Here is a 19087-nt window from a genome sequence, read left to right on the forward strand (position 1 = left end):
CGCAAACCACTGTCAATCCATGCAAGTACAAGACTGTATAGCATTTGCTTGCACTGTTAGATTTATGCGTTGTAACCTAGCAACATCTGGCATCCTCTTCGGTGCCGGAATTTAGGGAGACGACCATGGAACAAACCCCACAACAAATGGCTCCGCTGTCGGTGAGCGTCGAAGAATCTGCCCGCATTTTGGGCATTTCGCGCTCTGCTACTTACGAGCTCATCGCCCAAGGCGAAATCAAGACTTTCAAAATTGGTCGTCGGCGCCTGGCACTGGCGTCCGAACTGAAGGTGTTCATTGAACGTGCAGCTAAGGCCGGCGCACGGTGAAGCACGAAAAGAAAAAAGGGGAAGTATTGCGCAGGACTGCGCGGAGAATTGCCAAGGCGGTGCTCGAACACCGCCTTAGCGAAAACACACTGGATAGCACCAACGTGAGGGGCAAACTATGACACGCCATTCTTCAACTGAGCAAGACCGCAAGATGATGGAGGCGCTGCGAAACGGTCCAGTTTCGACCATCGAAGCGGCAAAAGATCTGGATATCGTCCAGCCACCAAACACCATTCGCCGCCTCAGGAAAAAGGGACATGAAATCCGCACCTACTGGACGCATCAGTCCACTGAGCCGGGCCGCCCACCGCATCGCGTTGCAAAGTACATCTTGATGCGCGAAGCGTCGTAAACCAGATATGCAGCGCTCTCCCCATTTTTGGGGCGAGCGCTCGCACCTGCCTGTGAGCCGCTGAATGGCCAGAAAGAAATCCTACAAGGTCGACTTTGGGGGCGGTCGAGTGCTGGCCCTACCTTATCGACTGCTGATCAGCGACGCCTTCGACAATCTGTCGCCCAAGGCAGTAACCGTGCTGATCAAGCTGGCCAGGAATTACAACGGCCGCAATAACGGCGATCTGTCTTGCACGGCCTCGATGATGGCCAAGGGAAAGTCTATGGATGCCAAAACGCTTGCTTCCGCCCTTTCCGAACTTATCGATGCTGGCTTGATTGTCCGAACCCGGGAGAGCCGCAAGGGAGGGCGGGAACAGGGAATGGCACGTTGTGCGCTTTACGCGCTCACCTGGGCAGCAATAGACGATTGCCTGGGAAAAGAGCTCGAATTATCCCCTGGCCCGCCGCGCTTCAAGTTCATCTGATTTTCGAGTTTTTCGGTGGGAATTTTTCCGCCTAGTACTGGGAATTTTTCCCAGTTAACACGCCTTCATTGTCCGGTTGCGTCCGGTTGTTTTTCTGAAATGGTGAAGTACTGGGATTTTTTCCCAGTACCTTTCAATGAAACCGGGGCCTCCAGAGGGGTATGTAAACGGAAAAAATCCCACCCTTTATAAATTACCACCACCAGGGTTTATAAGATGGGACCTAAGACGTACCAGCAGGCACGATGCACCCATGGGCACGCAGGGAAATGTAAACGTATAGGAGGCTTCACCTTTCTTGTTGTGGACTTCCTCCCTTGGACGCTGATCGGTATGTGTCGTCCATGCGCGGAGGAAGTGAGGAAGGATTTGATCTACCAGGTTGAAAAGGGTCAAGGCCGATAGTCGCCGATCCGCCACCCTAGAAGTCGAGCAGTGTTTCAAACCAAAAAAAAGGCACCACCCTGTTGCGGGGTAGTGCCTTGGTTATTACGAAGCTTTCGCTGTTTGCTTGCTTAGACTTCAACCTCTAGCCGAGTCCGATCAGCACCAGGGTCGTCTGAACCGAAAAGCGCCTGATTCAATGCCTTCCTGCTCTCACACCACAGGTCGTACTCAGGGTGGCTGCCCGCTCCCACAGTATTCACCCATTCTGGCAACTCTTTGCGCCACCGCATCTCATTCAAGTGCGACTCGCGTGACGTTGCTCCGCGACTATTAGCTCGGCCAGCAGCGCGCGTTGTGCGCCGGTGTGCACAAGTAACGTTCCAACCTGAAGGGACGCATTATCGATAGTCATTGCTCACCTCCTTTCAGCCAGAACTTGCGGAAGACGACATAGCTCGCATCGTTCAGCCCGGGGTTGAAGCGTTGGCGAGTCATAGTGCTGACCTGAGTCTCGACAGCACCTACTGGCCACTTGAAAGCAATTGGCCAGTCCCCATATGACAGGTACAGGGATGTCCCCTGCCAACTGAGGTGTAAGCGCTATGGCCAAAGGAAATGAGTTCAAGAGTGGTGACATCGTCAAGCTGAAGTCGGGGGGGCCTGAGATGACACTGAGGCACTGGTCTGCCCTCCAAGCGGGTTTTGAGTGTCAGTGGTTCGCTGGAAAAAAACTCGAGAAGGGCTACTTCAACGCTGAATCTCTTGAGCTCGTAAAGCCTGAGAAAAGCTGATGGACGCTGACTCGGTTTCAAAATGGATGCTAGCTAAGATCGAACGAGATTCGTGCGTCTATCAAGACGACGTTGTGGACTTCCTTGTCAAATCAGGCCGGGAGGATCTGTTGATCGAAAATGCAGACGGCAACCAAGTACTCGGGAAGGCTTTATTAGCCGCTTTCCGGAAGCTCACTCCCGATAACGTTGTCTGGGTGAAACCAGATCGCTACTGGCGTTTCAGGGTCGCAGAAGACGAGCCAGGTCGTGACGCTCGGGGCTAATGTGGTACTCGGGCCGCCCCATTTGGATTGCGGCCCGTTTTGGCCTGACAGCACCTCAGAACACGTACACAAAAAATAGAAAAAGGAGTTCGAAATGACGAAGCTGTTCGAAAAGCGGTTCTCTGAGCTTGAATCTCAGCTATTGGCACTTGAAGCCACCAAGACGATGAAACACAGCGAAATGATGGGGTCATTCCCTTCCATCGATGCGAATTCATTGCTTAGTTGGGGGGTAAAGGCAAAATCCCTCCTATCCAACGTTTGCGGCGAAAAGTCGCACCACATGATGACGTTTATAGAGGCAGAGAAGCCGCGCTCATACTCGAATAATTTCGAAACGCTTCAGCGCGTTAAAGCCGTCTTCCTCGCTGCCAAAGAAGATTATGAAGGTGGCTACCTCAACACCGTACGCAATTTAGTTCAGGCGGAAGTATTCGGAAGCGAGCTTGAACAAGCCGGCGAGCTACTGACCGCAGGATATGCTTCCGCAGCCGCAGTGATTGCCGGAGTGGTACTGGAAACCACCATCCGCAACCTTTGCACCGATAATGGTATCGATCATGGGAAGCTCGACAAGATGAACGCCGACCTGGCGAAAGCGAACGTTTACAACTCAATCCAGCAAAAACGCATCACCGCGATAGCAGGCATCCGCAATGCCGCAGCTCATGGCGATGTCGAGAAGTTCAACCCTGGAGATGTAAAGGGGATGATCGATGACGTTGAGCGCTTCCTCGCTACGACCCTGCAGTGATCAACACTCCAAAGAGACGCGCTCAAATCTGAGCGCATCGGGCGCCTGGACAAGATGCGAGCAGAATTGCGTGCATCTCACCAATGTACTCAGATTTGAGTGTATCTCTGGAGGCCAGGAAAAAACCCTGCAAAATCTCGCTCCCACAGTGGAATATCGCGATGTGTAACGATTTGGTCTCACTGAGACGATTTGAGCTCTTTGGCAGATCAAGTTTGTAGCGACTTTCTCTTTATTTCTCCCGAACGGCGAAAGGACAGCCGTCGCTGCGACTATCGGGCATCTGCCGTTGCGCGCAGATAGCAAGCGCCAATCGCGTCTTTACCCTGCGCTCGAGCCACCGTAGCCAAAAACAAAAAACCCTGCCTCAGCAGGGTTATTCATCGTTTTTAGCTCTGAGTCGCATGGGAAGCACTAACTTTGGCATATTCATGCGTTGAAGCTGAGATGTGACGTATTCTCGCCAATAAGGCCACACGTGATAAGAGACGTTCTTAAGAGCGAAAGCATCGAGAGCTTCTTGATCCTCGGCAATAGCATAATCTACGATATCGTAATCAGCCTCCATCGTAGCTTCGACCAGCGCTAGAACCTCAATATCGTCATCTTTCTTATCTACGTCATCTTTGCAAATAATTCTAACCCCCAGTTCAGAAGTAACTCGAAACATTCTGAACGGACCATCCTCGGCTTCAGCCTCTATAACGGCAGAAGCCGTGATAAAGTTTTTAGTCTGAAAACTCAAACGCTCACTGCGAGCATCAAACTTGGGGTCAAAATCATTACCGAGACTAGATGTAGAGTCTTTTATAAAAATATCAACTAGCTTCAGCGAAGCTATGGCCTTATTGAGCGCATCAGTACTCATGCTGCTTCTGCCGGCGAATAGCTCTTACCGCCCACAACACGCAGCGCAGACTGTCGCACAGTCTTACGCTCAATATGCGCGTTAGATACCGCATAACTCATCGCCACGCTCTGATAGTAACCCCTGCTTCCCGCATCCTGACCAACATCAAACCCGTGAAAATCGGACAGCACTGAAACTACTAACGAATTTAAACTTACATCTTCGCTTTCAGCGACATGAGTTAGATAACGATGCAGTGTTTTTGGGAGACGCAATGTCATCCTGCCGCTATAATCTTCAACGGTGGAAATCGGCGGCGGCATTGTTTTACCCGACGCTTCCATTTCTAAAGCTGTTTGCTCAATACTATCAATAACCAGCGCATATGCCTCCTCATGGGTATCGGCATATTCTTCCAGATAAGGAATTTCTTTAACGCGCGCTTGGAAGCACTCCTCGCCTTCAAAATTCCCTCTACGAATTTCGATGGAGTAGCTGCTTGCATTAATCATTTATTTCTCTCCAGTTTGTCGAGAAGGTCCTGAAAGTCACTCAAAACCCTTATCACCTTGACCACGTAAGGGGTCTTGATGATCGAATCCTTTCCATGTCCACAATTGTAGCTTGAGGACGTAAATTCCTTCAGATCGTGGTGAAAAAAAACCTTGTGCCCAGGCGTCTTTCCTTCCTTGATCGTGAAACCAAATCCTTCAAGAATGCTTCTCATTTCACCACACCTTACACCCGCTTTCCGCGAACGCAGGTCTGCGATGACGGGGCCGACTTTACAACACATATGACACCGCCGGTAGTGTCAGTTCCGAAAATTTCATCGAAATCCATCTCGGTTGGTGAGCGATTAAGGTACGCCGCAATGATGGCGCATCATACGCCAGCGCCTTCAAAATAAAAAAGCTTGCGAAATCGTAAGCTTGCGAAATCGACTCTCGCTTGAAGCGATCCTTTCGCGGTGGGCGGCGCCATTGGCAGCGTGGCGATATGTCGCAGCCAATTATTAAATTTGAGATGCGCTGGCTTATCGTCCCGGCCCGACGAGCGCGTAGTAAACGCCACGTCATTTTTTACACAGTGTGTTGAAGCCACACAGTGCGCGTCGAGACAGACCAAATGGGCCGAGTCGGACCAAATTGCCTGTTGAGAAATGTTGAAGTTGCGCGGCCGCATTCGCTAGGCGAGCATGAGTGAATTCTTGACAGACCCTAGACAGATCCAGCTCATGGCCGCGCTCGATCACGAAATCAAAACCAGATCGCCCTGGGCGCCGCTGTAGAGGAACTATCCAATTGGGTCGAAGCCTGCGGCTCAGCAGATATCGCCGACAATGTGCGCGGCGCGCTTGCCACCCTGGACGATAATCTGGACTTCATCAGGCTCGGCATCGCAAAGCTATCCACGCCGGGCAGCTCACACGCCTAACAGCAGGTTGAAGCAGGCGTAGCGCAATTGTGATCGTGGCTCACCTTTGGCCCATCCAACTCGAGGTGGGATTTCCTCACATTGCCTCGGCACCTTTTCCGCGACACGTTTTCAAAATTCGCAAAACGTGTCGCGCACTCCACTTCTTAGCGGATCTTCCTTGCGTAGCCTTTCCTAACTACGCGCGAAATGTAGCTATTTAGCCCTCTACCGGCTCTCGCCAATCGATGCATTTCCGAGATAGATCCAGGTCCTGCACTTTGATTTGTGTACAGGTACTGCGACCGGTCATTGAATTCAACTGTGATAGACCCGTTCCCTATCTCAAATGCGGCCACATTTGAGTCACCTCCCAGATTCCCATAGCGTTCCATCGTCGTTCCTTTGAGCAAGAAGTTCATCGGCAGGCCAACCATTTGCCCTGCACTCATGACGCTAGCCCAGGATCTCTGCATGCCCAAATAATGGACTGAATAACGTCGACGCTTTCGTCGCAAACCGTCCCTGCTACTCTTCGAGTTCACATGGAGGGATGCAATGAACAACACTCTGATCGCCGGCTTACTCAACGCACAGAATCAAAACCAGATCGCCCTGCGTGCCGCAGTGGAGGAGCTTTCCAATTGGGTAGAGCAGCGCGGATCGGCCGACATCGCCGACAACGTGCGCTGCGCGCTTGCCACGCTGGATGAAAACCTGGAGTTCATCAGGGACGGAATCACGGAGCTTTCAACCTCGGGCCGGCCACGTACCTGACAGCAGGCTGGAGCAGGCGTGATTCAATTGTGATCCAGGCTCACATTTGAGCCATCCGGACCAAAGTGGGATTTTCTCACTTTGCCTCGGTCAGCTCCGCGACACGTTTTCATAACTCGTCAAACGTGTCGCGACACCTGCCCTACCGAAATGGGAGGCCAGGTTGTTGTCGGAAATTCTGACATCCAGCCAACTCCCACCACCACCACCACCACCACCACCACCACCACCACCCCACCACCACCACCACCCTGTTGCAGGGTAGTGCGCCGCCCTATAGAAGCTATTCGTATCACTTTGCCTCACTCCGACTTACTGCAACAAAAACGCCCTCCTCGACCTGCTGCAAACCAACTATTTCAGTCCCATTTAATCCGGTTACGTGTAGCACCTTAGGTGCACCCTAAAAGCACTGGATATACACTCAGATCAGGCCTAATGTGAGCCTTGAACGGCTTTTACAGCTCATAGAGGACAAATCATGTCGACCCCTACCAAGCTCCGCGGCCACCAGGCCAAACCAACCCGCGCCGAAGTCAAAGCCGCCTGGGGACGCCTGCGCAACGCAGCGGATCAAGGCTGCGTCCAGGCAAATGCTCTGCTGATCGCGCTCGTTGAAAATCATCCCCTGATCGTCCCTTTGGTCACTCGATAAAGCAAAAGGCGCACAAGCGCCCCATAAGAACGCAGGCGCTTTTTTTGTGCCTGTCGTTTCGAGTTATGGCGGCTGTTTGTGGGTGGCGTTCGCGCCTGCCGGTTTTTTTTTGCCCCGCTTGACCAACCTGCATACAGTCCGCCTCCATTCGTTTGATCGCGAAGGTGGCGGCTTCCCAGCAAAAGGAGCTGTACCTCATGCAACATGACGCCAGCTCAACCATTAACAGTTTTGTCAGGTAATCCCAGGAGCTAACTATGAGCAGGAAAACGTTAATCAGTGCAGTTCTACTGGAGACGGATCGTGTCTGGGGGGAGGATGGCTTTGGGGGCGAGCCTGATGAGTATGCTTGGCTTGCTGTGACGTTTGGCATTACTTATGACCAAGATGTGCAATGGCAACTTATTCTGGATCACGCTTGCGATTGTCTGGAGGATGATGACTTCGAGGACGAAAAGTTGATGTTATTTCTAGAGGACGAAGGTGCGGTGATGCGTTTTCTTAATACATTCCTTGAAATGTACCAATGCTCATCAGCGGTATTTCCTCGTCCAGTATCTTGAGGGCCTGCTCCAGCCCCACGGGTGTCCCCAAAACCGGGGAGCCCGCCAAGTCAGATTTCAAATCCAGCGTGGATAGAGGTTGGGAGGGGATGCGCTGGGGGCGGTGTGATGACGCCACACCAGCCTACGCAAATCAGATCTACGTCCAGTCGTTCAGATTTGGGTGCCCCTTCCATGGTCCGTTGATGACATCTCCCATCGCTGGAAGAGCTACGCACGGGGCTCTACAGGAGAGGCGGCCCGTGGGGGCAATTGACGACTCAATGTTAGTAAAAAACAAGACCAGGAACTATATGCGTGATGGGGTTTTCAGCCAAAACACCTGCTTTTGGGTGTAAACCACAGCGGGGGTTTCGTGTCTCGAAACCTCTTGGTTCGCGGTAAGCGTCCGCCCAACTCACATTGTGTGACTCAGGCAGCTATCAATCACCTCTATGCCATTTGCCCTGATCCCTGCGGCTAAGTGCTCCATGGCCGATGAACTGGTATGGTTGCGAACTGATTTCTGTGACAGAGCTTGCGGCCCACGAGGCTTCATCTGTAGCGCATTGATTTACAGGGAACGGGATAACTGCAAGTGGAAGCGTCTGCTAGCCAAGGAGAGATTGCGCGATGGAGCAGTATTTTGTATGGAACACCGACCCTGTACTGATGCGGTTCGGAGTGCTCGATATCCACTGGTACGGCCTCCTGTTCGCAGCCGCGTTTGGCTTCGGTATGGCGATCATGAGGTTTATCTTCAGACGAGAAGGTAAGCCTGAGGGTGACCTGGACGCTCTGCTGATCTATCTCGGCTTGGGTACAGTGCTCGGCGCCCGGCTTGGGCACGTGCTGTTTTACGATCCAGCGTTTTACTTCAGCAATCCTGCGGAAATCCTAGCCATCTGGAAAGGCGGTCTAGCAAGCCACGGCGGCGCTATTGGACTCGCCCTTAGCCTCTATCTATTCTGCCGACGTCGTTCCGACATAGGCTATCTCTGGCTGCTGGACAGGATTGCCATAGTAGCTCTTTTGGGCGGCTGCCTGATCAGAGTGGGCAATTTCTTCAATTCTGAGATCGCCGGTGTTCCGACGGATATTCCGTGGGCAATTGTATTCTCCCGAATTGATACGCTGCCTAGGCACCCCACACAACTCTATGAAGCATGCGTCTATCTTGTAATGTTTTTGCTGATGTTCTTGCTGTACCAGAAACGCCGCGCCCCCCTGGAACCGGGGTTCCTGAGCGGGTTGTTTTTGTCAGCAGTTTTCTCGGCGAGATTCCTGCTTGAATTCACCAAGATGCACCAAGCCAGCTATGACTATTCCCTGCCACTAAACGTTGGCCAACTGTTGAGCATTCCGCCTGTTCTCGTCGGGCTAACGCTCATGGTTCTAGCCAAACGGAGTGGCAGAAAATTGCTATGTGAGCAAACGAGTTAGGCAATAGGCCGGCTGTGGGCAAGAAGGGTGAAACCTTGCCACCTGTGTGGCAGCAACTGATCGATTTCACTCGCCCGCTGCGTAGGCAGCCGCGTGAGGACGTCCTTCAAATAGGCATAGGTGACTTGGCCGGACGGTTACAACCATAGCGGGGGTTCGTGCCTCGAAACCTCTTGGTTCGCGCAAGTAACTTGACGTTGGAAAACGACCCAGAAGCCTCACTGAGTAATCTGGGAAACATTAGGTTTTATTACCAAAGCACTGAGCACTCCGCTTGAGCATTAGCTTTCGTCAATCACAAAACCCGAATCGCGTGGGCCTAAGTACAGCAGTTTCGATATCCCCCAGCTCAAGACGTTCACGTCTTTCACGGACGCTAAACTCAACCGCGGCTGTCGAGAGCTGACCTAGCAAAGTGACCAGCTTTGCACCACCACAGATCCGGTCATCAAACTGGGAATGTCGCGCTCGAATGCGAGCAAGGGTTTCGCTGGCTTGCCTAGCGATTTCGAGTGCCTTGCGCAGCCCAACCCTATCTTGACCGAAGCCGACCATCAATACGCCAACGCGGTTCGCCGTAAGGTGTGTTAGCGACTCAAGTGACTCGGTCATGCCCCTCTGAACAGCGCCAGCGATTGCCGCGCTGGGAACATTCTCAGGCGTCGGTCGGCGTGTTGGCACACCCGTCAATCCGAGCAGAAAATCTGCACTCACACCATACAGGCTGGCATACCGCAGAATCTGAAGGGTGCCAGGCAAGCGGCGGCCTTTTTCATGTTGGCAGACCTGTCCAAGATTCCGCTGACTTAAAGCTTTCCTAGCATCATCAAGAGTCATTCCTGCCGCTGCCCTGGCAAGCTTAAGCCTCCTACCCAACTGAGCTGCCAACGTACTCTCAGCTTGGGGATCAATCCGAATTGCCATTAAGCTGAGTGCCCCGCAGCTATACGCTGCGGCAAGGCTTCGATACGGGCTAACATTTGGGCTGTCTCGCGAATGGCTTGACGGCGACCTTCAGCATTATGCCGCAACTCCTGCGCTCGCAAAGTCAGCGCCTTAACATCTGGCTCCGGTCCGATAGCGGCCAATACCTGAGATTCGGTCAAACCGGTTTTAATTAAAGCGGCGAACTTGCGCTGGTACTCAGAACTCGCCACCCTGCACTTAAGCTCGAGGTGCTCCGCCTCGGCATCGAGCTCCCGGGAGTTAACCCTTTCAGCCATCGCAACCTCATCATTAAGCAGACGGTGAGCAGTCTCGCTTTCGACTTTACGCGCCTGTTGAGCAACCTTGCGCCTAACTTCCAGATCGTCCAGAACCCCTTTTTTGAATGCGCGAATATCGCCCCCAGCATCGTCAAAAGCGAATCGGAGCTGGTCGATAGTTTCATCATACCCACCCGCGTCAACGACTGCGGCGCGCGCCTTCAAAACAGCGACGGACAACGCTAGGATATCTGCCTGTGCTTGCTGAGCATCGCTCATGATTGACCCTCCGGTCATTTGATTGAGACTGAAGTTTGACCTATTGGCTCGATGATCGAATGGCCAGTATTCCGGCTTGCTCAAGCTCAATGGTTACAGCTATACCCAAGAGGGCGAACTCAACCAGACGCGGGTGCTCATCGGCGCTATGTGCATTGGTAGCAAAGCCGTTGCGGTGGGCGTTGTGGTCCGCGAGAAAAAAGACGGGCGCCATCACCGCTACCACTTCGAACTGCGCGACAAAGCGTAACGCCAGAAACGCAAAACCCCGGGCAAGGCCGGGGTTTGTGGGGGTTGCTAGAGGTACCTTCTGACGCCGATACCAGCCCCACTCAGCTGGCGTTAGGAATTCAGACCTGCTCTTCGCAACGACTTCAACTTACGCCTGATCACAACACTTGTCGAATGACTGCTGAGTTATCGATTACCGCCCTTGCAGCAAAGCTGCCCGAAGGCGTGCGTTATCGCCCGCGCCTATGCGTTAGCACCTGCTCTAAAGGTATTGTCTCTGAGCTACCGGCTCGAATATCAAGCAGACGCCGCTCTGCGATACTCAAATCTTCAATATCGTCGAGATGTAGCGCAATGGCTTGGGTGACGTAAAAAGCTGTGGACCTGCCAGTAGCTTTAGCGAGCTTTTGAAGGCGTTCTTCAAGATCGGGTGGCAAATGGAGAGTAAGCATGGGTGGGCCCCTGAGCTAATCATTACGCCAGCATAGCAAATGGGCTGATCCCTCACGGTCAGTTTACGACTATGTCGGCACTTCGCTGTTTTCTGCCTGCCTAGGTTACGTAACGCGACTTCAGCAAGCGCTTACAGCGCAAGGGCTTTGAGTGATGGAACACACCTGGCTCTCTAGCAATTATCTCACTGCCCTCTAGACGCAATGGAGCCTCTGAACGGCATGGCGTCCAGTCTCTATATGTGGAGAAATTCCTTGTCCATATGTGGGGAGATGTCTTGTGCCGTCCGTGTACAAAGTGTGCAGAACTACTAAATAGATAAATTTCTTAAAAAAATCTCTATATCTAGAGAAAAATCTTGTCTTTGGCCTATTTTTTAGGGGAAACATTTTCTGGTTGGTCGCTCGGGATGGCGTTGGCCAGGAGATATATGTGGAGAAATACCTTGGCCATATGTGGAGAGATGTCTTGTGCCGTCCACAGACCAAGTATGGATAGACGGAAGTGAAAGCCCGCTGTTCAATTCGAAACCATGTAGTGCAGTACTTTTTTGGCGATCCGGCTCTTGTTGGGTCACGTGCAAATCGAAGAGGTTGCGGCGCGCATCCGCGTCCTTTCGTTGACCAGCAAAATTCTCGCTCTTGTCCAAAGGCTAGAAGTTCAATTTCAACCCCATCCCTCGTAATTAGGCACGCCTCCAGCATTGTCATCCGCAGGTAAGCAGTAGTAGAGCCATTCATCATGTGCTTGATCTTGAGGTCTTTTGCGTGAAGCAATGGCAAGAGCTGACTGCCGTATAACCCCTATCACGCTGGAGGACGCTGATGGGGTGTAAACCATAGCGGGAGTTTCGAGCCTCGAAACCTCTTGGTTCACGCATGCAACTTGACATTGGAGAACGACCCAATGCTTCGTTGGGTAATCTGGGAAACATTAGGTTTTATGTCCAAAGCACCGTGTGAAGTGGGTCGCTGGTGGTGGTCACTGCGCTCGGCGGGCCGCCCGTCGACATCAGCTGCTTGTTGCGTAATTGCATCGCACATGACCACCAAATTGCATTACTACTGACCAGTCATTTGCATTCGTGGTGACCACCGTTTGCATCCGGTTGACCAATGCGCGCACAAGAGACGAGCGACAGAGAGCGGCCATTCTGAGCCATTCGCGACAGGCAGCAATCGGCCAGAACCGTCTATCCATCAGTAGCCGCTGTGGCCGCTAAAGTTTGAGGCCTCCGCTCATGCGAAATGGCCTCTCGACATCAAGGATGCACCTCCGTCTGTGAGCGGCTGCGAAACGAATCGTTCGCTGATCCCAATCCTGGCGCAGTTGTACTCGACGACCAGGCACCGGCGTTGGTCATCGCTAAGCCAAAGCTGGTCTCCTATCGCGTGAGTCAGACCGGGACCTCCTTCCATGATGCGGTCCACTGCCTCCCGAAACGTAGCGGCATCAATGCGTAGATCGAGCAGGTTGCCGATGTAAACCTCAACGCCCCACTTGTCTGCTAGCTCGTAGGCGAGTCGTACCTTCCTGCATGCTCTCTGCACTTCCTGCAGCCGATCTTGGCTGTGCACCAGGCTGATCCCGAAGACTCCTGGGTGGAGATTATCCTTGATGCGCTCCTCAGTACTACGTAGACCTATCCGCCCAACGATGTCCCATCCCGCCGCAATTCTGTCGATGAGAGTCGCGTAGCTCTCGAATGCTTCGCGCTCACGGAACAGAGTGGGCGGTTGCCGGGTGCTCTCCGGCCAGTAGTAGGTACCAAGCTTCATTTCGCTGGCGATGGTGAAAGCGTCAGGTCGGCCGTTGATCTCCATCAACCACTTTACGCCCCCTACCGTGCTCGCCCGGAGGAAGACATCGCCCTGAGATGATGTCGGGTTGTACTTGCACATGATCGTCGCCTTAAGATCAACAGCCTCCAACGCTAGCTCCCCCGTCTCAGGAACGCGTGCCGATATGCTGACCTGGCCATAATCGATCAGCCTGACGTCGTAGGTGCCGGCCTCATACAGTCTCTGGTTGAACTGCGTGGCAATCTCGGTGGCCCATCGGTATTCGCTGGCAATCGCCGTGGTGATAATGGCAGTCTGATCAGAACGCCCAACTTGCTGAATCACGATTGGAAGGGGCTTTCGGGAGAATGAGGACGGGGGCTTCGCGATCGGATGAGCGTCCAAACAGAGGTCGCCGATAAAGCGCTTTCCGACCTCACGGATCTTCTCGATAATCGAGGCTACCACCAAATCAGGAAGATGGTCCCGAACGATCTGATCAAACCGCTGAACGCCCATCCATCGAACCAGATAGGCGGCATCAAACTGGGTAACGGTGAGATGCTGGGCAAACTCCCTTACACGCTTCATCTCATGAATACGCGGGGCAGGGTATTCCCAGCGGAACTTGTCGATCAAGTCGCTGCAGTAAATACACATCCAGGTGCCGTTGGATTGGTCTTTGATCTCCTCCTCAGTCATGCCAACTGGAGGTCTAGGACCATTCTCAGAAGCGGCATAAATGTGAGCGGCCACACCTGTGCCGATGAGGCCATCCTTCCTTTTCTTGCTCTGCCCTGGGGCCTTGGTATTCCGCAGGCAGTCATAGTGCGAGCAGATGTACCCCGCTCTGCCGGCCAGCACTTTTTTTGTGGGCATGCTGAACTCGACCCGGTCGTCCTTCGCCTCACTCATCTACCAGTTCCTTTAAACACGATGGATCAAGGATGGCAATGACGTGCGGGTTCTTCAAGCGAATTTGGGGGGAGGCGACGCTTCCGATAGGGCCTCTAGGCTCATCTGGTTAGCCCGAGCTAGTCTGGCCGAGCCGACTGCCGACTGCCGCCGGACGTGAAGGACTGCTATGGGTTTTCTGCCATTCGCGACGGGCAGAAAACGGCCGATTCTGTTGAAAAAGTCGGCCATGGTTTGCTCAACGGAAAAGTGCGCGTCTGAGATTGAAATCTTTACTTTGAGCAGAGGCTTCCGGATTCAGATTTCACGTAGAAGCGTGCAAAAAAGGCGTTTTCACCGGTCAATGATCAGGCAGTTTGGGCGGACCGACTTTTTCAACAGAATCGGCCAAAAGGAGTCAGTCGCAGTGTCCAAAATCTGTGAGTAAACTTGGTCGTCTCGTTCACGGTTTATCTGTCGAGCTTCCGCCGTCGTTGAAGAAATCGTCCGCTACAACCATGCCGAAATTGTCAGTTAATTTGTCCTATTCATTTTCACTGAACATCGTTTGGGTACGCCTTTCCTGCTTAAGTCTGGCAACTGCCTGGAAAAAGCAGCGTTCAAAGAGGTGTATCTCATCTGACCCTGGAAGGCTGCGCCGCGCGCCTGAACGTCTCTAACACCGTGCGGACCCAGCTGCGTGCACTGTTTCGCAAAACCGGCCCCCCCGCCAGGCGCAACTGATCAACCTCTTTACTCGGCTGATCGGGGGTTGAGGACTTGTTTGTCCTGCAACCCCCGGCATCTTAGACGTACAGCTGCACATCGTTCGCCGTCAGAGTCGCTACTCCGGTCAGGGTCAACACCGCGACGGCGTTGCCATTGGCTGCGCCCTCGGCATCGTAATAGAGCGTGTGGTCATCCTGGTTGAATACAAGATGCGCGCCTGCCGTCTCATGCTGCGCACCGCTGACATTGGCCAGTGACTCGCTGACGGTCTGGGTATAGGCGGAGTCTTCACTGCCAGCGGCCAAGGTCACCGGGCCGCTCACCAGCGGCGCGGTAGTATCGAGGGTGAGTGTGCTGCCGGTGCCATTGACGGTGTTGCCGGCCGTGTCGCTGGCCGTTACCGACACATTGATCGGGCCATCGCTCAGGCTGGACAGGTCGGCGCTGCCGTCGACGCCGACGACGCTTTGGCTGCCATCGCTGAAACTGACGGTGGCGCTGGCGTCCGCGTCGAGGCCGGTAACCGTGTAGGCGACCGCCGTTTTCTCGGCGTTGTTGATAAGGGAATCGGCCAGCGTGACCGTCAGGTCGCCGCTCATGTCGGCGGTGGTGTCGAGTGTCAGGCTGCCGGCGCTCGTGAAGGTAAGATCATCCACCGCGAAGTTCGAGCCCCCGTCGTGGATCGCCAGAAACGCGATCGGGTCGCCCGGGGAGGTCACGCTCATCAGCATATTATTTGTTGCCCCAGGCGTCGATGCTTGCCCTACCAGCACGCCTGAGGCGTTGTAAGCATAGAGGCCGATACTCGTTGAACCCGAAACATAGGCCGACACCGATTGGATATTGCCGGTAATGGCCAAATCGAAGGTGAAGGTCATTAATCCCGTTGGAGCTGAGGAGAGGTTCGATCCTGAGGAAGCAGGCCATGGGGAAAAAATAGCATCAAGAGTTGTGCAGCCAGACAAGATGACGCCAAGACCCTGGTACTGCGACGTCAACGGAGTACCATTTGCATACTCATCGAACGTCAGAGTGGTAGTCGGGCCGCTGTTGCTGGCGCTGTTGCCGACGACATCGGTGGCGACGATCGACACGTTGATCGGGCCATCGCTCAGACTGGACAGGTCGGCGCTGCCGTTGACGCCGACGACGCTTTGGCTGCCATCGCTGAAACTGACGGTGGCGCTGGCGTCCGCATCGAGGCCGGTAACCGTGTAGGCGACCGCCGTTTTCTCGACGTTATTGATAAGGGAATCGGCCAGCGTAACCGTCAGGTCGCCGCCCGTGTCGGCGGTGGTGTCGAGCGTCAGGCTGCCGGCGCTCCTGAAGATAAGGTCATCCACTGCGAAGGTTGTGCCCCCGTCGTGGATCTCCAGCCGCGTGATCGGGCTGCCAGCGGAGGTCACGGTCAGCAGGGTATTAGATGGAGCCCCAAGCGGCAACAGCGCTTGCCCTACTAGCGCGCCCGCGGCGTTGTAAGCAAAGAGGCCGGTATCCTGTGAACCCGAAACATAGGCCGACACCGTTTGGATATTGCCGGTAATGGCCAAATCGAAGGTGAAGGTCATCAAACCCGATGGAGCATAGGAGATGTTCGTTCCTGAGTTAGCAGGCCATACGGAATCAGCAGCATTAATATTTATGGCGCCAGACACGGTGACGCCAAGACCCGCGTACTGCGTACTCAACGAACCATGTGGAATATCATCGAACGTCAGACTTTTAGTCAGGCTGTTAGTCAGGTTGCTGGCGCTGTTGCCCGCAACATCGGTGGCGACGATCGACACGCTGATCGGGCCATCGCTCAGACTCGACAGGTCGACGCTGCCGTTGACGCCGACCACGTGGTGATTGCTCGTGTCGCTGAAGGTGATTGTGGCGCTGGCGTCCGCGTCGAGGCCAGTAACCGTGTAGGCAACCGCGGTCTTTTCGGCGTTGTTGATCAGGCTGTCGTCGAGCATGACCCTCAGGTCGTTACCGACATCGGCGCTGGTATCGAGGGAGTAGCTGTGGCCGGTGCCGGCTTGGCTGTTGCCGGCGGCATTGATGGTCTGGACCAGCAAGCCGGTGCCGCTGCTGATGAGGGTGACGTCGCTGGCGATCCAGCTATGGGTGGCGCTATCGGCCGCCGCATTGACCCAGGTGGTGCCACCATCGGCGGAGACCTGGATGGTCTCGCCGCTGTTCAGTATGCCGGTGTAAGTGCCGCTCACGGTCTGGGTTTCGAAGTTAGTGATGAAGTCGCCGGCGGTGCCGCTGTCATCGCTCAGCGCGGTCACCGTGGCCACTGCGGAGGGTGCATCGTCAACCGGCGCGAGACTGAGGTTGGCCGAAGTGGCAACCGTCGCGCCAGCGCTGTCGGCAATCACTAGTGCAAAATTCACCAGGCCGTTGCGATCCAGCGTCGGGGTGAAGGTCCAGCTACCGTCGGGGTTGGCGGTGATCGAGCCGTCGGCCGGGTTGACGCTGACACTCTGCACGCTCAGGCTGTCGCCGATATCGACGTCGCTGGCGTTGGCCAGCAACTGGGCAGCAGTGAAGGTGTAGGCGCTGTCCTCCACGCCGTCCGGCAAACTAACCGGCCCCGATACGGTCGGCGCATCATTGACCGGCGTCACATTGACACTCAGGATATTGGCATTGACCGCGAAGGCCGTGCCGTCGCTGACCTTGAAGCCGATGCTGACGTAGCCGTTGCCATTACCATTGAGGGCCGGGACGAATTGCAGTTTGCCGGCGTCAAGGTCGGCCTTACTGATGACCTGGTCCTGAACCACCGCGACCCAGGCACTGCCGTTGTTGTACTGCAGGCTGCCGAGCAGCGGCAGGCTGGTGATTTTCACCGCGGCCAGCGGGGTATTTTCCGGGTCGCTGTAGGTGCCGAAGTCGGCGCTGCCTAAGATGACCAGCGTGTCCTCCAGGGTGGTCTGGCTGTCGTTGGTGGAGGTCGGCGCGACGTTGCCTGGGCTGGTAGCCGCGGCCTTGAGGGCGGCGGTGTTCCAGACCACGTTGTTGCCGAAGCGAAGCTGGTCGATCTCGTAATCGGTGCCCAGATAAAAGTTTTTCAGGGTCAGGGTCTGTGAGGTCGCCAGCACCACCATCTGCAGGTCATTGCCGGTGTGCACGAAGCGCACGTTGTTACTGTTGAGCCCCACCAGTTGCACGGTATCGACGTCGGCGTTGGCACCGCCGCTGTTATCGATCACGTCGTTGCCATAGTTGGTGCCATAGAGGTAGGTGTCGTTGCCGCGGCGGCCGGCGAGAAAGTCATCACCGGTACCACCATCGAGGAGGTTATTGCCGGTGTTGCCGGTCAGCTGGTTGGCCAGGGCATTGCCGGTGCCATTGAGATTACTTTTGCCGGTGAGTTCGAGATTTTCCAGGTTGGCGCCCAGGCTGTAGTTCAGCGAAGCGCGGACAGTATCGTTACCGCCACCTGCCAGTTCGGACACGCTGTCGCCACTCTGATCGACGATGTAGGTATCGTCACCGCTGCCGCCCGCCATGCTGTCGGTGCCAGCACCGCCGTCAAGCAGGTTATTACCGGCGTTGCCGATCAGGCTGTTGGCCAGCGAGTTACCGACGCCATTGATGTTGGCGCTGCCGGTCAGAGTCAGGCGCTCGACGTTGTTACCCAAGGTGTAGCTGATACTGGCCTGGACCAGATCATCGCCGGCGTTGTTGGCCTCCACCACCACATCACCGGCGGCATCAACCACATAAGTGTCATTGCCCACGCCGCCTTCCATGCGGTCGTTGTCGCTGCCGCCGTCCAGCGTGTCATTACCGCCGTTGCCATACAGCGTATCGTCTCCACCCAGGCCGAGGAGACTGTCATCGGTGGGATTACCGTTGATCACGTCGGCGCCATCGGTCGGCACGACGGGCGGGTAATAGAGATTGGCCAGCACCACGCTGGCACTCCAACGGCTGCCATCAGCGAACTGGATTCGGTCGATCGCGTGATCCGCATCGAGAAAGTTCTGGCTCACGGTGAGGGTCTCGCCACTTGCCAAAACGCTGAGCACCAGATCGTTGCCGATGCGGGTCAGGCGGATCTGGTTGGCATTGAGGTTGGTCAGCAGGAGGGTGTCGACGTCGTTGTTGACGCCACCGGAATTGTCGATCACATCGAAGCCATAGCCCTGGCCGAACCGATAAGTATCGCTGCCGCGTCCACCAACAAGCAGGTCATTACCAGTGCCGCCGTCCAGCGTATCGTCACCACCGTTGCCGTAGAGTGTGTCGTTACCGCCCAGGCCATTGAGGGTGTCATTGCTGGCGCTACCCGTCAGGATATTGGCATTATCATTGCCATTTACAGTGGCCATGAGCAAACCCCTCTAGAGTTAATGGCATTTTGACGGTTTGAGTGTAGTTCGCGGCAAATACCCAGCCTCATTCATTTGAATGATCAGTAAGCCTTTCGTCTGATGTCCCAACGAACCTGCAATACCGCGCACAACTGTCCCCTCTCGCGC

19 protein-coding genes and 1 pseudogene are annotated in these 19087 nt (G+C 54.7%); 11 read left to right on the forward strand and 9 right to left on the reverse strand.

Annotation, left to right across the window (positions count from 1 at the left end):
- Positions 1 to 125 precede the first annotated feature (125 nt).
- From PSH88_RS22810 to PSH88_RS22830, 6 genes are all read left to right on the forward strand, one after another.
- Positions 126 to 329, forward strand: coding sequence for a helix-turn-helix domain-containing protein (locus PSH88_RS22810; RefSeq protein WP_305483389.1), 204 nt, complete (start codon positions 126 to 128; stop codon positions 327 to 329).
- Between the two features lie 118 nt (positions 330 to 447).
- Positions 448 to 684 (forward strand): helix-turn-helix domain-containing protein, encoded by a 237-nt coding sequence (locus PSH88_RS22815; RefSeq protein ID WP_026067396.1) that lies wholly within the window; start codon positions 448 to 450, stop codon positions 682 to 684.
- A 64-nt stretch (positions 685 to 748) separates the two neighbouring features.
- A complete protein-coding gene (locus PSH88_RS22820) occupies positions 749 to 1153 on the forward strand; it encodes a helix-turn-helix domain-containing protein (protein WP_305422805.1) in 405 nt (134 codons plus the stop codon).
- Between the two features lie 1052 nt (positions 1154 to 2205).
- The gene (locus PSH88_RS22825) at positions 2206 to 2331 is read left to right on the forward strand and encodes a YodC family protein (RefSeq protein WP_305483574.1); all 126 of its coding nucleotides are present in this window, start codon (positions 2206 to 2208) and stop codon (positions 2329 to 2331) included.
- Positions 2332 to 2357: 26 nt separating this feature from the next.
- On the forward strand, positions 2358 to 2597 hold the full coding sequence (locus tag PSH88_RS30590; RefSeq protein WP_431312687.1) for a DUF6953 family protein: 240 nt from the start codon (positions 2358 to 2360) through the stop codon (positions 2595 to 2597).
- 94 nt (positions 2598 to 2691) lie between these two features.
- Complete coding sequence (locus tag PSH88_RS22830) at positions 2692 to 3351, forward strand: DUF4145 domain-containing protein (RefSeq protein WP_305422810.1); 660 nt, start codon at positions 2692 to 2694, stop codon at positions 3349 to 3351.
- A gap of 376 nt (positions 3352 to 3727) precedes the next feature.
- Here PSH88_RS22830 and PSH88_RS22835 read toward each other — a convergent pair whose 3' ends face one another.
- From PSH88_RS22835 to PSH88_RS22845, 3 genes are read right to left on the reverse strand one after another with little or no spacing between them, the layout of a single operon-like run.
- Complete coding sequence (locus PSH88_RS22835; protein ID WP_305422811.1) at positions 3728 to 4219, reverse strand: hypothetical protein; 492 nt, start codon at positions 4217 to 4219, stop codon at positions 3728 to 3730.
- A complete protein-coding gene (locus PSH88_RS22840; protein ID WP_305422812.1) occupies positions 4216 to 4713 on the reverse strand; it encodes a toxin-antitoxin system HicB family antitoxin in 498 nt (165 codons plus the stop codon). The genes PSH88_RS22835 and PSH88_RS22840 overlap by 4 nt, the downstream gene beginning before the upstream one ends.
- Entirely contained in the window at positions 4710 to 4928 is a 219-nt protein-coding gene (locus PSH88_RS22845) for a hypothetical protein (RefSeq protein WP_305422814.1), read from the reverse strand. The genes PSH88_RS22840 and PSH88_RS22845 overlap by 4 nt, the downstream gene beginning before the upstream one ends.
- Before the next feature lie 1247 nt (positions 4929 to 6175).
- On the opposite strand from PSH88_RS22845, the gene PSH88_RS22850 reads away from it, so the two are divergent.
- The 4 genes from PSH88_RS22850 to lgt all read left to right on the forward strand — a co-directional run bounded on the left by PSH88_RS22850 (position 6176) and on the right by lgt (position 9034).
- Positions 6176 to 6394, forward strand: a complete 219-nt coding sequence (locus tag PSH88_RS22850; RefSeq protein ID WP_305422815.1) for a hypothetical protein — start codon at positions 6176 to 6178, stop codon at positions 6392 to 6394.
- A 481-nt stretch (positions 6395 to 6875) separates the two neighbouring features.
- Positions 6876 to 7049 carry a hypothetical protein gene (locus tag PSH88_RS22855; protein ID WP_305422816.1) on the forward strand — a complete coding sequence of 58 codons (174 nt, stop codon included), beginning with the start codon at positions 6876 to 6878 and terminating at the stop codon, positions 7047 to 7049.
- Positions 7050 to 7306: 257 nt separating this feature from the next.
- Positions 7307 to 7612, forward strand: a complete 306-nt coding sequence (locus PSH88_RS22860; protein ID WP_305422817.1) for a hypothetical protein — start codon at positions 7307 to 7309, stop codon at positions 7610 to 7612.
- A gap of 612 nt (positions 7613 to 8224) precedes the next feature.
- On the forward strand, positions 8225 to 9034 hold the full coding sequence (gene lgt / locus PSH88_RS22865) for a prolipoprotein diacylglyceryl transferase (RefSeq protein WP_305422818.1): 810 nt from the start codon (positions 8225 to 8227) through the stop codon (positions 9032 to 9034).
- On the opposite strand, the pseudogene PSH88_RS30595 reads toward lgt, so the two are convergent.
- From PSH88_RS30595 to PSH88_RS22880, 3 genes and pseudogenes are all read right to left on the reverse strand, one after another.
- Positions 9031 to 9168, reverse strand: a pseudogene (locus tag PSH88_RS30595) (transposase domain-containing protein); the annotation flags it as partial. The gene lgt and the pseudogene PSH88_RS30595 sit on opposite strands and share 4 nt — an antisense overlap.
- A 157-nt stretch (positions 9169 to 9325) precedes the next feature.
- Entirely contained in the window at positions 9326 to 9871 is a 546-nt protein-coding gene (locus tag PSH88_RS22875; protein ID WP_305422820.1) for a hypothetical protein, read from the reverse strand.
- Positions 9872 to 9957: 86 nt separating this feature from the next.
- Positions 9958 to 10518: a hypothetical protein gene (locus PSH88_RS22880; protein WP_305422822.1), complete on the reverse strand. Its 561-nt coding sequence runs from the start codon at positions 10516 to 10518 to the stop codon at positions 9958 to 9960.
- Between the two features lie 76 nt (positions 10519 to 10594).
- On the opposite strand from PSH88_RS22880, the gene PSH88_RS22885 reads away from it, so the two are divergent.
- Positions 10595 to 10768, forward strand: a complete 174-nt coding sequence (locus PSH88_RS22885) for a hypothetical protein (RefSeq protein WP_305422823.1) — start codon at positions 10595 to 10597, stop codon at positions 10766 to 10768.
- A gap of 211 nt (positions 10769 to 10979) precedes the next feature.
- Here PSH88_RS22885 and relB read toward each other — a convergent pair whose 3' ends face one another.
- The 3 genes from relB to PSH88_RS22900 form a co-directional block, all read right to left on the reverse strand.
- Positions 10980 to 11201: a type II toxin-antitoxin system RelB family antitoxin gene (gene relB / locus PSH88_RS22890; protein ID WP_305422824.1), complete on the reverse strand. Its 222-nt coding sequence runs from the start codon at positions 11199 to 11201 to the stop codon at positions 10980 to 10982.
- Positions 11202 to 12440: 1239 nt separating this feature from the next.
- Positions 12441 to 13898, reverse strand: a complete 1458-nt coding sequence (locus tag PSH88_RS22895; protein ID WP_305422825.1) for a hypothetical protein — start codon at positions 13896 to 13898, stop codon at positions 12441 to 12443.
- A 785-nt stretch (positions 13899 to 14683) separates the two neighbouring features.
- The gene (locus PSH88_RS22900) at positions 14684 to 18937 is read right to left on the reverse strand and encodes a beta strand repeat-containing protein (RefSeq protein ID WP_305422826.1); all 4254 of its coding nucleotides are present in this window, start codon (positions 18935 to 18937) and stop codon (positions 14684 to 14686) included.
- Between the last annotated feature and the right edge of the window lie 150 nt (positions 18938 to 19087).

The sequence above is a fragment of the Pseudomonas wuhanensis genome, assembly GCF_030687395.1.
Taxonomy (GTDB): Bacteria; Pseudomonadota; Gammaproteobacteria; order Pseudomonadales; family Pseudomonadaceae; genus Aquipseudomonas; species Aquipseudomonas wuhanensis.